Below are 15609 nucleotides of genomic sequence, written 5' to 3' on the forward strand. Positions count from 1 at the left end.
GTCCACAAAGTTTAGCGTATCGTTATTTATCTCTCTCCAATGCCTGCAATACCAGTGAACGAGCCGCCGGAAACGGCTCATCTTCTTCTGTACGCATCACAAGATACAGTGTCTGTAAAAACAGACGCACATTCAGATTCCTATGACTGGTTTCCAGAAGTGATCTGTTCATCGCCTGGTCTCCTTGATGAAGAGAATCGATCCACGCCGTAATATCCTTTGGCTCCAACAGATTGCGACGAAGAATGGTAATTACAGCATGCGCTATTCGCTGATCTTCATCATGGATGTAAACTACACTTGATTCCGTTATTTTTACAGCGAGTGCATGCAGAAGTTCCAGCAGATCCGTTCGCTCCAGATATGGCGATTGTGCCAAGTCTTCAACCGCATCCGCCGCGTGTGCCGGAGCATGCGCCCAGCCCTTATCATCGGCGTAGCCGCGAACATCTTTTTCACGTTCCAGATATGTAGTCAACCGATGATGAATCCCTGCGATATCCTCTTTGTCCAAGAAAGGCCGCTCACGATCCACATTCAGAATGGGAGGCAGTAACAATACGGAGAACGTTCGCGTAAACACACTATCCGTTCCCTGCTCTCCGATCCCATAGAACAGGTGCTGATCGTCCAGCGCCAACTGCAACACATCCCTTAGCTGATCTTCCGAAAATACACCCTGTCCAATCCAGGTTGCAAACGTAACATAGATCAATTCATCCCGCAGGACAGGATCAGTACTACCAATATGCTTCATCATATGCAGTGCCAATTCGTAGGGCTGTTCATCGTGATCAATGGAATGATTAGACGACTGAATATGCTGTAATTTTTGTTTTAACGTCAGAGCATCCATCTATTGAGACTCCCTTGACGAATCCAAATGCACGCTGCAATTGTACAGTTCGCATTGCCACGCATTCTCATTCTTGACGATCCGGGTAATGGATGTGTTGGACAGCTTCACGCTGATATCAAGCTCAGGCACCAGACCTCGCAGTGTATTCCGCAGGACAGCTCCATGACTGACAACGATCACTCTTCCATCAGGGTGCTGCTGTACAATATCCTCAAGCACCGCACTGCCTCGAACAGTCCCTGCATCTGCAAGCTCCCGTCCCAGATCCAGAGTACTCCAGTCCGCTCCCCACTTGGCTAACCGTTCCTCTTCCGTTGTTCCTTCGACCTGTCCCCCGCCCATCTCGCGAAGCCTAGGGTCCAGATGAATCTCCTGAATGCCCAAGCGATCACCAATGATGCGAGCCGTCTCACTTGCACGCTCCAAGTCACTTGCATAGATGGCATCCCAGGATTCCTCGGCCAGTCTCGCAGCAAGCAATACCGCCTGTTCTCTTCCATCCTGATCCAGCGGATTATCCGTCTGTCCCTGCGAACGTTTTTCCTTATTCCACGCTGTGCTTCCATGGCGAATCAATGCGATTTCAGTCATTGTTGCTCCTCACCTTTTTCTATATGAAGTTCATCTTCTGTAAAATGTTTGCGTGCCTTCGGCTTGGCAAATTTGCCGCCATTATATTGAGAAGACCCGTTTCTCGGAATGGAGAGACTGTCCCAAGCTGTTTCTTTAAGCATTTTCGCGGCAAATACAATCTGCCCGACATGATACGGATAATGCGCCAATTGCCTAATAATTGCCTCCATGACGGTATGACCTTCATTCCGAATATATATGATATGAGACAATTGTTCCGGGGTAAACGAACGAATGGATTCGAGTAGACAATTCCAGCCTTCCTCCCATTTGGCGAGCAACTCTTCCCGGGATGCAATATCATTCACGAACTCGGCGTCCCGTTCACGCCACGGTTTCTCACCATCTGTCGTCAGTACATCCGTCCAACGGGACAGCATATTGCCCCATAGATGTTTTACGATTACCGCAATGCTGTTCGCGTCTTCATTCCAGGATTGAAACAATTGCTCAGACTCCAGTTGTGCCATGGCTTTTTCCCCGAGCTGCTTGTAATACAAGAATTGCTTCTCGGCTGTCTCCAGAAAAACCTGATTCATATCCATCCGTTAACCACCCTTCGAAAAAGTATAATGTCCCCAGATCACGTCCAAATAGAAGCGTCACATGTTACTTTATTCAGGAAATGAGAATGTACCGTCTGCATTCGGTTCAAATGGAATGACTTTGCGAACCGCATCCAGATTGAGCTCTCCATAGATATGTGGATATAGTTCATTTAATTCGTAGAGATCCTCATACACCAGTTCCGGCTTCAACGACTTCTCATCAATACTAAGTAATAACAGATCCGTGCGGCCTGCATAGTATTGCCCGGCTACCCATGGAATCTGTTCCTTGGTGGAACAATGAATGAATCCGTCTGTCTCCAGGCTATCTGGTGCATACTCAGTCCCCTTTGACACTTGCTCCCACAACGAACGGGAAATAATACTATAGATCATGGTTCCGCCTCCTTCAATTTCTGCGATGTACCCTATGTGGCATTGGAAGTATTATAGATCATCCCGGATACGGGAGTACAATTTTTGATCCGTGAATACGCCTTTGATCTTCAACTGTTTGCGTAGCAAACCTTCGTACGACATGCCCAGCTTCTCCATTACGCGTGCAGAGCCTATGTTGTCTGCATTACATTTCCCCTCCAACCGATTGCAGTCCAGTTCCCGAAAGCAATAATCCACGATAGGTTGCATCGCTTCTGCTGCGAGACCCTTACCCCATTGACTGCTGGCTATCGCGTACCCTAGTTCAGCACTCTGCATGGGTTCGTTGAGATGAAAAATGCCACCCCTCCCGATCAAGGTCCCTGTTTCCTTCAGGATAAAAGCCCAGATATAGACCATTTTCCTTTCATAATTATCCAGTACCCGCTGAATATATTGAATCGAATCCTCCGTCGTCTCATGGCATTTCCACAAGCTTTGCTGACTCACTCGTGGATCAGAGGCAAACGCATAATATTCATCAAGATCATCCATCGCAAGGCGTCTCAGCTTCAGCCGATGGGTTTCGAATTCGGGCGATTCGGCAAAAAGTTTCTCTCCATTCACTCAGAACACCTCCATGACTCAAACTGAGTGCATCATCTAGTCATCTTATTTCTCAGGAAATAACGATCGATTACAGCCATACACAGAATACCGACCGTATATCGAATCAGATCGCTCACCAGAAATCCATGTCCTAAAATAAGAGCACCTAATACGGTAGAGCGTAACTCAATCAGCCAAGGCGTCTGAATCAACTGCGAGAACTCAATCAACCAGCTGAATATACAGCTAAAACACATCGCCCATACCAAGCTGCAATGAGGCCATATCATGCGAACTCCGAAATAAATCATGCCTGCCCAACATGCATCACCGAAATGTTCATGCACCCAATCCGGCAATCGTTCACCATAGTGTCTGGATGCCAGTCCTGCCGCCATGGTCATCATGACTGCGAAGAAATAGATCATCCTGTCTCTGATGAGTACGCTTTTCAATCCATCACACGCCTTCATCAAGTACTTGTAAAATAAATTGCGTTTTGGCAGCGGTATACGATTCCCTATCTTCTTTATTCTCATCAGCAAGCTTCGTCTTAAGGGCGGCATATGTTTCCACCAGATCTGGGCGTTTTCTCAGCACATCCCGAAACCGAATTTGACGATCCCAACGGTCCTCTCCCGGACGCATCAGATGAAGGTGTACAGCTCTCTTCCCATCCTTAACCCTGACCCAGAATCGCCTATAATCCCGGCCATCGAGTTCAGGCGGAACGTAGTTCCAGCCCAATGGATTCAGCTGATCTGCAATCAGATCCATGTCATCCCATGACTGTACCTCTGCCATCAGATCAATAATGGGTTTGGCGGGTAACCCTGGAATGGACGTGCTTCCGATATGTTCGAATTGATGGATATTAAACTGCTGCAAGCTGTGTTTGAGTTGCCGAATTTCTTCCTGAGCCTGCGCATTCCAATTGGGGTTGGCCTGAGCAATCTCTACCGACTCCGTCGCCCAGGTAGGCCAGTTTTCCGGTTGCATTGGATCTGTCATTAACAAGCTCCCTCCTTGATTTCGTCAGAGTTCTATATATCCAAAAAAGAAGCGTATGTCTACGCCCCTTGGTTGTCTGTTACCTTGATGATATTGATGATTTTAACCATGTCATGTACTGAATTAATCTTTGGATTGATACAGAATGCTTCATTATATAAATATTTATTTTACCGTAACAGGTATGGTCACTTTTTTGTTGCCCCACTTGGCCGTTATGGACGTTTTACCTTTGCCTACAGCTACGATCTTGCCATTTGTTACTGTTGCTACGCCCGGCTTTGTGCTACCCCACACCGCGCTGTTAGTCACAACAGTGGTTTTGCCTGTATCATACTGAGCCATAACACTCAGCGTTGTACTTCCCTGCGGAGACAAGACCAGTTTTTTCTGGCCTGTAATCAGCTTTTTAAGCAAAGGCACAACGGTAACCTCTGCCTTTATTGTCTGATTTTGATAAGTTCCTGTCAAGGTCGCTTGTCCTTCTGTCAGCGTCTTGACTGCTCCATTTTTCACAATAGCTACATTTGTATTGGAAGAGGTCCATATGACCTGTTTCGAAAGGTTAATTGTTTTGCCGTTCGCGTAGGTCCCGATAACCTTCAACGCCTTGGACTTCTTAATGTTTAGCTGCATTGTGGCAGGAGTGACCTCGACTTTGGTAATTTCGTCCGTCACAGCAACAGGGACTTTCACAATCGTTGTTCCGTACTTGCCTTGCAGCAATACTCTGCCGGGTGTAACGCCTTTGATTTTGCCGTTTTCCAGCACAGCCGAAGAAGTGGATACGGACCACACAATCTCAGACGTCACATCCTCTTCCTTACCATTTGCACGGGTAATGCTTACTTTGGGAAGGGTGCTTTCACTGCCTTTAACGAAACTGTAAGAGTTCGGTGAAGCTTTGATGCTTTTGATCTTCTCCTGCACCTGCACAACCAACTGAGCTTTAGCCCCGTCTACCTCTGCATAAATGGTTGCTTCGCCCGTGGCCACAGCCTTGACTTTGCCTTTCACCATCGTGGCAACTGTTGCGTTACTGGTAGACCATGTTACGCCTTCGGTAACATCCTGTTTGTTATCAAAACCTTCTACCGTTGCCATCACCTGAAGCGTAGCTGTTTCGGATACACTCATCTTCTGTGGACTGCTATTGGTTATTTCAATCGATGTCACGTCACCTGTAGCCGCCAAGGCCAACGAAGGGACCAGTACGGTTAATGCAATAATTAGAGCAAGTGTGCCTCGAAGCGCCAGTTTGATTCTATTCATCTCTATCTCCATCTCCCATAATCCAATATTTTACTTCTATTATATTATATCGGATATGAATTGCATAAAGTTGAATAACATGAGTGAGAGTCTTGGAACAATTCATGATTTTCATTGTATAATATGGGAAGGCCGCGTAATACTGTTTTAATAAACCTAAAAGATGGGGGTGGGGTATGTATGATCGAAAAGAATTTGCTTGATATGGTTTCACCTAAAAATAACCGTAAACGTATGAAAGCTATAGTCACTTCGACATCCACCAAGATTCGTCCTGAAGACGAAATGGTTCTATTGATGAAAACAGCCCGCAATCGTTTTAAAAAAGCCCTTGAATCTGGACAAATTGAAATCATTAACGAGCGTGAATGGAAGCTGCGTTAAAGAATATAGGTGAACCATGGAACGTATTCAAACACCAGAAATGCAGGAAAGAATTAAATGGGCTAAACGAAAATTGAAGGAACTTGCAGCTGATGTGACCAAAAGTGATTTAAAAGAGTTCTATGTGATGGGTATTATTACTCCTATTCTTGATGAATTAGATGCAGATCCGGCCATTATTGTTGGAGGACACGCTGTTGAACTATATACTTCTGGAAGTTACAAGACAGCTGATGTTGATCTGGTCATGATCAGAGATGATTTGGCCCGCAGTTTATTTGATCATCTGGGTTTCGTCCGCGAAGGAAGACATTATTATGTCTCTGAAATGGACATCCCTATCGAAATACCTTCTGATACTCTGGAAGGTTCAAAAGACAAGATTATCAAATTATTAACACCTGAAGGCTACTGTTACGTAATTGGAATAGACGACCTAATTTTGGATCGATTGAGAGCCTCCGAGTACTGGACAGATGCCCGAAGCTTGGAGTGGGCACGTTACCTGATTTACAGTCAATTTGATACGATTGATTTAACATACATGAGAAAAGTTGTAGCCGAGGAAGATCCCAAATTGGCTGCTCGACTCGAACAAGAGTATCAGTGGGTAACAGATCATATGTTTAATTAGAAGGAACCCCGATCAAGGGGTTCCTTTGCTGATTCTTCACTTCCTAAAGCGTTAACTAACCTCTCTACTTCACTTCATCCTGCTCTGGCAAAATCAAGCTCTCGGCCCCGCCCATATATGGCCGCAGGGCTACCGGAATGCGAATGCTTCCATCCTCCTGCTGATGATTCTCAAGCAAAGGAATCAGGATACGCGGCGACGCCACCGCCGTATTATTCAGCGTGTGACAATAGGCCAACTTGCCTTCGGCATCCAGGCAACGAATGTTTGAACGGCGAGCCTGAAAATCATGCAGATTCGACGACGAATGGGTTTCTCCATAGGCATCGCGGCTCGGCATCCAGGTCTCGATGTCATACTGTTTGTACGTTTTTTGAGACATATCTCCGGTACATACAGCGACAACACGATACGGCAGTTCTAGTAATTGCAGCAATTCTTCGGCGTGTCCCGTAATCTCTTGCAGCATGCGCTCCGATTCTTCCGCATCAGGAGCACAGAGAATGACCTGCTCAACTTTGGCAAATTGGTGCACACGATACAATCCGCGTACATCACGTCCGCCGGAGCCAACCTCACTGCGGAAACAAGTCGATACCGCGGCCAGCTTCACAGGCTCTTGAACATCGACAATCTCATCCGCATAATACGAGACCAGCGGCACTTCAGAAGTTCCCACCAGCCACTTGTTCTCCCCTTCGAGTTCATAGACCTGATCTCGACCGGTTGGGAAGAATCCGGTGTTCACCAGCGCATCCTCTCTGACCATCAGCGGAACCTCCATTGGTGTAAACCCGTGCTTCAGTAACAGATCAAGCGCAAGTTGCTGTACAGCCCGATGAAGTAACAGGCCAGCGCCTTTTAATACATAGCTTCGCGTCCCGCCAATCTTAACTCCACGGGGAATATCGATCAGATCATGCAACTCCCCAAGTTCCACGTGATCTTTGGTGTTATACTCGAACGTTGGCACCTCTCCCACACGTCGCAGCTCTACATTGTCTGCGTCCGACGAGCCATCGGGGGTATCCGGTGATACGATATTGGGTACCAGCCATTGCAGCTTGGTTACTTCCTCCTGCACAGGGGCGAGCCTCGCTTCCACATGTTCCAACTGTTCATTGATCTGTTTCACCTGAGCCCGCAAACCCTCGGCCTGTTCCCGATTCCCGGATTGCATGAGTCTGCCAATGTCCGCGGATAACGTATTGCGCAATCTGCGTCCTTCTTCCGATTCCTGCAAAAGTGCTCTGCGTTCTTCATCCCGCTCTAACAATGTGCGAATGTTGATCTTGATTTTTTTCCCGTCTGCTGCGGCCTGAACCTCTTCTGCATGTGCCCGAATCCATTTCATTTCTAACATGGTCACCGTCTCCTTTGGCTGTAAAAATGCAAAAAGCGCCCTCATCCCTTGGGACGAGGAGCGCTCTGCTCGCGGTGCCACCCAACTTGCTGAATCAGGATATCCTGCTTCCAGCCTCTTGGTCCGCGATAACGGGCGGTTCCGGTTAACTTGGGGAAATATCGCTCCCCTGACGAAAACGCCTCCGAGTTGGATGCTCTTCAACGGCATGGTCCGATCTGTAATTGTTGTGTCTCAGTATATACGAACGTCAGACCAAATTGCAACCTTCTGTATCTATCCGGAATTCATGGCACAACTTGACATGTCCTGTTATGATAGACTTTGTCTCCATGATTACGCTTTATTGTGATTCTCAATTTATGTATATATGTAGAAGGAGTTCGTTATGAAAAAATTACTGTGGATCGGGTGTCTATCCTATTTCCTGATTGGACTGGCACACGTTGTACTCGGCTCCATTCTGCCGGTTGCACTTGAACATTACGGGAAAGATTATAGCCAGGGCGGGACGCTGATCTTCGCTCAATTTGCCGGATTCCTGGGTGGTGTATTGTTATCTCCATTCCTGAACAGACGCTTCGGTAAACGGGGAGGCCTGTTAATTGCCACAGCATTACTCTGTATTGCAGAATTATCCTACATGCTGTTGCCACCGTGGGGTTGGATGTTCGTCATTGCACCCGCAGCCGGCTTCGGATTTGGAATGGTTGAAGCTGTCATCGGCACCATTATCATCGCTGCGATCAAAGACAATACAGCCGTTGCCATGAGCCGACTGGAAGTGTTATTCGGGATCGGGGCAATGGTCATGCCGCTCATTGCCAGCGGTCTGATTGCTGCCGGCTACTGGCGTCTGTCATTTCTCGTTGTTGCGATCTGCGCGGCGCTGACTTTTGTGTTCTGGGCGAAAGGATCATTCGGTGAGCTAGATCAGGTGCTGGATCGACGGGGTTCAAATCATGCTTCGGTACACACGCACAGTGCTGGGGCACCAACTGAACTGCATTCCGCAGCTGACAGTACATCTAGTCCAACCTATCGCGGACGTAACCTGACTCTTCTGATACTATTCGTCCTGTTCTTCTTCCTATACGTTGGCACCGAGATGAGTCTTGCGAACTTCATGCCAGCGATCCTGATTGAGAAAATGAACATGAAGGAAGCCGGAGCAGCGCTTAGTGTTACCTGTTTCTGGATTGCCATGTCCGTGGGACGGCTCTTCGCCGGATATATCGCAGAGAAATTCCAATACCGCGTGTATGTCCTGTACAGTTGTCTCGCGTCTGTTCTTTTGTTAATGGTATTCCCTTTCACAAACCAAATCTGGTCTGCATTTCTCATTATCTTGCTACTTGGACTTGCGATGTCGGGAATTTTCTCCATTGCCCTTGTCTTCGCCAGTAAACTGCTGCCTGGAACCGAAGAATCCACACCCAGCATATTAATTGCCTCAGGCGGAGTTGGCGGTGCCATTCTGCCTTTGACGACGGGATGGAGTCTTGATCATCTGGCGGTTAATCAGTCTGCATGGATGCTTGCCATCTTTGCAGTTGGCCTGCTTGTCATTAGCGTGATCACATATCAATGGCAGAACAAACATGTGGTCGATCCAGCAATTTAACAGTTATGCATCAATCCAGTTCTGAGAATTAGAATTACCTATTAAAAAAATGAAATGTCTACTGTCATGACTTGACGGTGGACATTTTTTTGTACCGTTACTCTGTTCTAACGAACTTGGCACACGCTATTCATCTCCATTTCTGTATGTTTGAAATCTAACGAATCCTAGAAACTTTATTGTTAGGTAGTTATCTAAAATTTAAGGTCTCGTTGCAGTTTTTTTGCATAATAACGCGTTCTTGATTCGTTAACGCTATAATACGATTTATTCATTTGCACAAGATTGCCCAGGAAATACTTTCTCCACTGCAAGACATTGCTGAACACCTTAGAAACCAACATGCCTTATTCCATTTTTAAGACACGACGACAGTAGCCTTTTCCCTAATGAATTTACCGAATACATACCGCACGAGTGGTCCCAGAATAATTAACTGATATGGAAGCGCCAGGATGAAGTTACGAGCGATCGTATGAAGGTACGTATGGAATATGGAACCCCCACTTAACTGATTCGCAAGATAAGCCGAAATCATCCCATACAAGGACATGATCAGAACCATGCCAATCACCATGAAAAATGACATGGCGAGCACACCAAGAATTTTGTTGGACTTGTCAAAGGGCAAGGAGAATGCAATCTTTCTCGCCACAGGTCCTACAATGAAAGACTCCACGAGAAACGCGATGACAAAACATAATATGAATTGAAGCAGTATTTCAAGCGGGGACATCTTACCGAGTAACCCACTGTGCCATAGATTGAAGAACATCATGACCACGACCATCCCTGTACACATCATTAATCCGAAAATAATTTGTTCCTTCTTGCTTGTTGGCAATTCTCTCATCCTCTCTGTTTACTTTGACAATTATAGAGATCATGGATACTCCCACATAAGTGAACGTTCTGTGAACTACAAAATCATTGGATGGTTACTACAGCTCAATTTCACACGTGCATATATCAATAATCCCCACTTGACAACTAGGTTTTATAAATCTATCATACTCCTTATTATGTAAGGGAAATATTGGACGAATACATTCACGGATCATAAGGGGGATTACTTCGATGAGTTTTCAAAAGCGCATCGACCACGTCGGCATTGCCGTTCGTGATCTGGATACTACACTCCGTTTCTATACGGAGGTTGTTGGACTGGAACTGAAAGACCGGGTAACGCATACAAACGGCGTCATTCAGCTTGCCTTTCTCGGCTTCAATGGCAGCAATGAGACAGAGATTGAGTTAATTCAAGGGTACAGCGACAAGCTTCCTGCCGAAGGAACTGTGCACCATTTTGCCATCCATGTGAATGACCTTGATTCTGAGTACAAACGCATCCAAGCCACCGAAGCCGAATTTATCGATGGAGAAATCATTACACTGCCTAACGGTTACCGTTATTTCTTCATCTATGGTCCGGAGAAAGAATGGATCGAATTCTTCCAACGTTAAGTACATCAGCTAGAGCGTGAACAATTAGGACGGTTCAATAGTTGTCGGTGTAATCACTTTGATGGATGGCAATCTCCACTCGACCGCACGCTATCCAGTTCCTGACTGGACACGTTCCACCCACTGGCCTATAATAACACCTAGTAATGCCCGTAACTTCATAGTTTCCCAGGGGAGTCGGAATTGGCCGGCTGAGAGTGTATCCCACCAAGATACTAACCCTTAGACCTGATCTGGATCATGCCAGCGTAGGAATCGGAGTATATCGAAATGGCACAGCCCTATGGCTGAACGCCACCTCTCTAACGCCTGCACGCGTCCCGGAATACGGGGCGCTTTTTTTGTTACTATCAGAAAGTGTAAGCTTCGAAACATCACCTTCCTGATACGACAAGAAAAACTGCCGCTAAACGCGGTCTGGCTTCCTTGAATGACATCGATGGACGTTTTACTTACGTTCAAAAATAACGTCATCCAGATCTCAACTGGTATAAATCTGTCGATTTATGCAAGATGATTGGATATGAAGCCAAGGAGTACCCCGTGCCAATCGGCCGGACATACCGAAGGAGAGAATCAAAGATGAATTGGCGTAAAACAATGGGACTGTTGCTCTTATGCGTACTACTGGTGACGGTAGCCGCATGTGGCGGCAAAGAAGCTGCCCCGGCAGCACAGAACAGCAACACCAATACGGAAAGCAGCAACGAAGGTGACACTGCCGCCCTGAAAGATATTAAAGTGGTGCTCGACTGGACACCGAATACGAATCATACCGGCTTGTATGCGGCCGTGGATCAAGGTTTTTACAAGGCCGCAGGCTTGAATGTTGAGATTGTTCAACCAGGTGCCGGTGGCGCAGATACGATGGTCGCATCGAATGAAGTGCCTTTTGGTGTAAGCTATCAGGAGAGTGTAACTCAAGCCCGCACACAGGGTGTCCCACTCGTCTCCATTGCAGCAGTTATTCAGCATAATACATCCGGGTTCGCTGCTCCGGCGGATCGGAATATCAAATCGCCGAAAGATTTTGAAGGTAAAACCTATGGCGGTTGGGGCTCTCCTGTCGAAGAAGCCGTGATGCAATCCATTATGGAAGGCGAAGGCGCCGATGTATCCAAAGTAAAAAACATTAACATGGGTGACGCTGACTTTTTCACCGCAGTAAAACGGGACATTGATTTCGCGTGGATTTTCTACGCTTGGACAGGTATTGAAGCCGAACTGCGCGGGGAACCGATCGACATGTTATACGTGAAAGATTATTCAGATGCACTGGATTATTACACGCCTGTCCTTGTGACAAACGAACAGACGATTCAGAACGACCCTGAGCTGGTGAAAGCATTCCTGAAAGCCACTTCCGAAGGGTATCAATATGCGATTGATCATCCCGAAGACGCAGCGAACATTCTGATCAAAGCTGTACCGGATTTGGACAAGGAATTGGTACTGGCAAGCCAGAAGTGGCTCAGTCCCAAGTACACAGATGACGCCCCGCGCTGGGGAGAACAAAAGCAGGAAGTGTGGCAGAACTACACCGACTGGATGTTTAGCAAAAAACTGCTGGATGAACAGATCGATGTGAGCAAAGCATATACGAACGAGTTTTTACCCCAATAAAGATTGCTTAAGTTTAACTTTTTTACACAGGAACGAAGAGTGCAGAACCCATCTGAAGAAGCGAAGCGTTCACCTAAAAGCTTTCTGAAAGAAAGCTGCATCGGAAGCATACGCTATGCCCGGATTTCCTCCGTTAAAATTCATTAAAGAAATCCGGGGATAACAGTGATCGGAAGAGGGTACTGCAATCGGAGCGATAAGTGTAAATCTGATTTAACTACTGCAATTTAACCCGAAAGGAAAAGTGATCTCTCATGGCAAGCACATTACTTAGCATTCAAGTTATTCCGAAAACGCCAAATGGCGAGAACTCTTATCCTTACGTAGATCGCGCCATTGAAGTTATTCAACAATCTGGCCTGAAGTATCAGGTGAACGCGCTCGACACCACGATGGAGGGGGAACTGGAGGAACTGCTGGAGGTTGTCCGTAAAATGCACGAGGTACTCGTGGAGGCTGGGAGCCCAAGCATCATCTCCCAGATCAAGATTGCCCATAGCCCTTCTGGCTTCAGCATGGATACCCTGACGGAGAAATATCGCTAATGCATGCCTACTTCAAAAGCGTATGGCCGCCCATTGTGGCGGTTATTCTCTTTATAGCGATATGGCAGGGAGCCGTCTCCCTGTTCCATATTGAGAAATGGATGCTGCCCGCACCGTCCGATATCGCCCGCGAAGCGGCAACACAGGCCGAGCGACTTGTCATGCACGCCTCTGCTACCATTCAGTTAACCCTGATCGGATTCGCTGCTGGAACGACGGTCGGATTACTGATCGCGATGGTGCTGCATTTAGTCCCTTTTCTCAAGTCAGCCCTGTACCCTTTACTTATTCTTAGTCAAAATATTCCGACCATCGCGCTCGCGCCGCTCCTGTTAATCTGGTTCGGATTCGGGCTGTTGCCCAAACTGATTACCATCATCCTCGTCTGCTTCTTCCCCGTTGCGGTGGCGGCCATGGATGGCCTGACACGCACTGACGCGGCCATGATGAACTATATGCGCATGGCTGGTGCCAAACGTCGTCAGATCTTCTGGAAGCTGGAGTTACCCCATGCCCTGCCATCCGTGTTCTCCGGTGTCAAAATCGCCGCTACCTATAGCGTGATGGGTGCCATCATCGCCGAATGGATTGGTGCAGACAAGGGTATTGGTTATTATATGATGCTGCAAAAGTCAGCTTATCGCACGGATCGCCTATTCGTGGCGATCATGATTATTGTCGCGCTCAGCTTGCTGCTCTTCCTGTTCATTGCGTTGCTGGAGAAGCTGCTCGTACGCTGGCGACCACAGAAGCGGTAGTAAAGCATGTATTCTGTATATTAGGAAGTGATGATCATATGAATCGGCAACAGGACGAACAAGTCCAGCTTGGACGAGGAACAGATGTATTGGAGCCAAAGCACGGTGAAAAACCTCACACAGCTACACCCGATCGGCCTGCCAATTCTACTCCTGCTCCGGTTCCACCTGCACTGGACGTCGTTGATGTTCATGCATCATTCCGCGAGCGACGGAGTAGGCTATCGGTTCTGGACGGCCTGTCCCTGACTGTCGAGCAAGGTGAGTTTGTCGCTATCGTTGGTCCTTCTGGCTGCGGCAAAAGCACCCTGTTCCATATCGTCGGCGGTCTGCTGAAGCCACAGGAAGGGCAAGTGCTGATGAATGGTCATGATGTGACGGGACAGCGTGGCAAGATTAGTTATATGCCTCAACAGCCCGCTCTTTTCCCATGGCGTACCATTGAAGATAATGTACTACTTGCTGGTGAAGTAGCGATAAATGCTCCCCCTAGGGCAGAAGCACTTGCAGAGGCTCGAAAGTGGTTAAGCAGCGTGGGTCTTGCCGGGTTCGAGCAGGCCTATCCTCATATGCTGTCGGGCGGAATGCAGCAGCGTGCTGCCTTTTTGCGTGCCCTGCTCAGTCCGCAGGAACTGATGCTGCTGGACGAACCTTTCAGCGCGCTGGATGCACTGACACGTAGTGACATGCAGCGCTGGCTGCTCGATATCTGGGAACAGAACCGCCGCTCGGTGCTGTTCATCACCCACAACATCGAAGAAGCATTGCTGCTTGCGGATCGGGTCTATGTGTTATCCAACCGACCTGCAACGGTGTTGCATGAGGTACATGTTCCTTTTGATCGCCCAAGACGAGAAGAAATTACGGAGGAATCCGCATTCCTTGAACGTAAACGGCAGATTGCACAGTGGATGAGAGAAGAACAGCAGAAAGCCCGCCTATCATAATAGCGCGGGTTTTTAAGTTATTATTTTCCTTTAATGGGTGATCCACCATGAGATATTCTGCGTAACATAGTTAAAATACATATGATCCTAAGGAGGAATTCCCTCATGCATTCTCAAGCTTTTGCACCATTGATTGACGCTCACATTCACTTCGATCAGTATACCCCTGACGAACAACGTGAGATGCTGCTATCATTCCCGTCTCAGCAAGTCGAAGCAGTCATCGCCGTGTCCATGAACCTCTCTTCTGCCCACGTCAATCTGGAGCTTGCAAAGCAACATCCACGCACCATCTATCCGGCTTTCGGTTTCCATCCGGAACAGGAGCTGCCTTCCACTGCAGAAATGGATCTGTTCTTTCAATGGATCGAGAAGCATATGGGACAAGCCACAGCCATCGGAGAAGTCGGTCTTCCCTATTACAACCGTCAGGAGGCTGAGCAGGCAGGGCAGCACTTCGATCAGAGCGGGTATATCGAACTGCTCGAACGTTTCATCCAACTCGCCAAAAAGCATAACAAACCACTTGTCCTGCATGCGGTATACGAAGATGCGGATATCGTCTGTGATCTACTGGAGCAATACCAGTTCCGACGTGCTCATTTCCACTGGTTCAAAGGATCTCGCGAAACCGTAAGGCGCATAGCGGACAACGGCTATTTCATCTCCTTCACGCCGGATATTCGGTATGAAGAAGAGATTCGTGAACTCGCCCGGCAGTATCCAGCGGAACAAGTGATGGCCGAGACTGACGGACCCTGGCCCTTCGAAGGACCTTTTCAGGGAAGAATGACACACCCGGCCATGACCAGACAGGTCATTCAGGCTTGGAGTGAGATCACCGGCATGGGAACTGAGCGGGCCGCCCGTCTCTTTTATCAGAATACGAAGCGTTTCTACGGCTTAACTTAATTCAAAATTAGGTAGAAGCAAGCACACTCGCTTGCCCTGCCAACT

General features: G+C 47.5%; 19 protein-coding genes and 1 riboswitch. Of the genes, 9 read left to right on the top strand and 10 right to left on the bottom strand.

From position 1 onward, the window contains the following. Positions 1–22 precede the first annotated feature (22 nt). From HF638_RS14610 to HF638_RS14645, 8 genes are all read right to left on the bottom strand, one after another. Positions 23–856: a DUF2785 domain-containing protein gene (locus HF638_RS14610; RefSeq protein WP_169480848.1), complete on the bottom strand. Its 834-nt coding sequence runs from the start codon at positions 854–856 to the stop codon at positions 23–25. Next, entirely contained in the window at positions 857–1450 is a 594-nt protein-coding gene (locus tag HF638_RS14615; protein WP_169480849.1) for a histidine phosphatase family protein, read from the bottom strand. It abuts the gene before it with no gap. Continuing rightward, positions 1447–2037 carry a DUF1572 family protein gene (locus HF638_RS14620; protein WP_169480850.1) on the bottom strand — a complete coding sequence of 197 codons (591 nt, stop codon included), beginning with the start codon at positions 2035–2037 and terminating at the stop codon, positions 1447–1449. The genes HF638_RS14615 and HF638_RS14620 overlap by 4 nt, the downstream gene beginning before the upstream one ends. A gap of 69 nt (positions 2038–2106) precedes the next feature. Further along, a complete protein-coding gene (locus HF638_RS14625; protein WP_169480851.1) occupies positions 2107–2436 on the bottom strand; it encodes a DUF952 domain-containing protein in 330 nt (109 codons plus the stop codon). Positions 2437–2487: 51 nt separating this feature from the next. Further along, entirely contained in the window at positions 2488–3045 is a 558-nt protein-coding gene (locus HF638_RS14630) for a GNAT family N-acetyltransferase (RefSeq protein ID WP_169480852.1), read from the bottom strand. Positions 3046–3077: 32 nt separating this feature from the next. Beyond that, positions 3078–3482 carry a ribosomal maturation YjgA family protein gene (locus HF638_RS14635; protein WP_169480853.1) on the bottom strand — a complete coding sequence of 135 codons (405 nt, stop codon included), beginning with the start codon at positions 3480–3482 and terminating at the stop codon, positions 3078–3080. A 4-nt stretch (positions 3483–3486) separates the two neighbouring features. Further along, complete coding sequence (locus tag HF638_RS14640; RefSeq protein ID WP_169480854.1) at positions 3487–4038, bottom strand: GrpB family protein; 552 nt, start codon at positions 4036–4038, stop codon at positions 3487–3489. A 165-nt stretch (positions 4039–4203) separates the two neighbouring features. Continuing rightward, positions 4204–5310, bottom strand: a complete 1107-nt coding sequence (locus HF638_RS14645; protein WP_169480855.1) for an Ig-like domain-containing protein — start codon at positions 5308–5310, stop codon at positions 4204–4206. Positions 5311–5490: 180 nt separating this feature from the next. On the opposite strand from HF638_RS14645, the gene HF638_RS14650 reads away from it, so the two are divergent. Beyond that, positions 5491–5694 (top strand): hypothetical protein, encoded by a 204-nt coding sequence (locus HF638_RS14650; RefSeq protein WP_076253873.1) that lies wholly within the window; start codon positions 5491–5493, stop codon positions 5692–5694. A 16-nt stretch (positions 5695–5710) separates the two neighbouring features. Continuing rightward, positions 5711–6328, top strand: coding sequence for a UbiD family decarboxylase (locus HF638_RS14655; RefSeq protein WP_169480856.1), 618 nt, complete (start codon positions 5711–5713; stop codon positions 6326–6328). Between the two features lie 64 nt (positions 6329–6392). Here HF638_RS14655 and serS read toward each other — a convergent pair whose 3' ends face one another. Continuing rightward, positions 6393–7691 (bottom strand): serine--tRNA ligase, encoded by a 1299-nt coding sequence (gene serS / locus HF638_RS14660; RefSeq protein ID WP_169480857.1) that lies wholly within the window; start codon positions 7689–7691, stop codon positions 6393–6395. A 388-nt stretch (positions 7692–8079) separates the two neighbouring features. Here serS and HF638_RS14665 point away from each other — a divergent pair, with 388 nt between their 5' ends. Continuing rightward, positions 8080–9315, top strand: a complete 1236-nt coding sequence (locus HF638_RS14665) for an MFS transporter (RefSeq protein ID WP_169480858.1) — start codon at positions 8080–8082, stop codon at positions 9313–9315. Between the two features lie 358 nt (positions 9316–9673). On the opposite strand, the gene HF638_RS14670 is transcribed toward HF638_RS14665, so the two are convergent. Continuing rightward, the gene (locus HF638_RS14670; RefSeq protein ID WP_169480859.1) at positions 9674–10159 is read right to left on the bottom strand and encodes a DUF2798 domain-containing protein; all 486 of its coding nucleotides are present in this window, start codon (positions 10157–10159) and stop codon (positions 9674–9676) included. A gap of 233 nt (positions 10160–10392) precedes the next feature. Between HF638_RS14670 and HF638_RS14675 the strand changes: the two genes are divergently transcribed. The 6 genes from HF638_RS14675 (at position 10393) to HF638_RS14700 (ending at position 15564) form a co-directional block, all read left to right on the top strand. Beyond that, a complete protein-coding gene (locus HF638_RS14675) occupies positions 10393–10779 on the top strand; it encodes a VOC family protein (protein WP_169480860.1) in 387 nt (128 codons plus the stop codon). Between the two features lie 160 nt (positions 10780–10939). Further along, a riboswitch (TPP riboswitch) is annotated at positions 10940–11052 on the top strand. Positions 11053–11361: 309 nt separating this feature from the next. Beyond that, positions 11362–12402, top strand: a complete 1041-nt coding sequence (locus tag HF638_RS14680) for an ABC transporter substrate-binding protein (protein ID WP_169480861.1) — start codon at positions 11362–11364, stop codon at positions 12400–12402. 254 nt (positions 12403–12656) lie between these two features. Beyond that, positions 12657–12947, top strand: a complete 291-nt coding sequence (locus HF638_RS14685) for a thiamine-binding protein (protein WP_090904115.1) — start codon at positions 12657–12659, stop codon at positions 12945–12947. After that, entirely contained in the window at positions 12947–13705 is a 759-nt protein-coding gene (locus HF638_RS14690) for an ABC transporter permease (RefSeq protein ID WP_169480862.1), read from the top strand. The genes HF638_RS14685 and HF638_RS14690 overlap by 1 nt, the downstream gene beginning before the upstream one ends. Positions 13706–13743: 38 nt before the next feature. Continuing rightward, entirely contained in the window at positions 13744–14652 is a 909-nt protein-coding gene (locus HF638_RS14695) for an ABC transporter ATP-binding protein (protein ID WP_211175657.1), read from the top strand. Between the two features lie 105 nt (positions 14653–14757). Next, positions 14758–15564 (top strand): TatD family hydrolase, encoded by an 807-nt coding sequence (locus tag HF638_RS14700; RefSeq protein ID WP_169480863.1) that lies wholly within the window; start codon positions 14758–14760, stop codon positions 15562–15564. The last annotated feature ends 45 nt before the right edge of the window (positions 15565–15609 follow it).

The sequence above is a fragment of the Paenibacillus sp. SZ31 genome (genome assembly GCF_012912005.1).
Taxonomy (GTDB): domain Bacteria; phylum Bacillota; class Bacilli; order Paenibacillales; family Paenibacillaceae; genus Paenibacillus.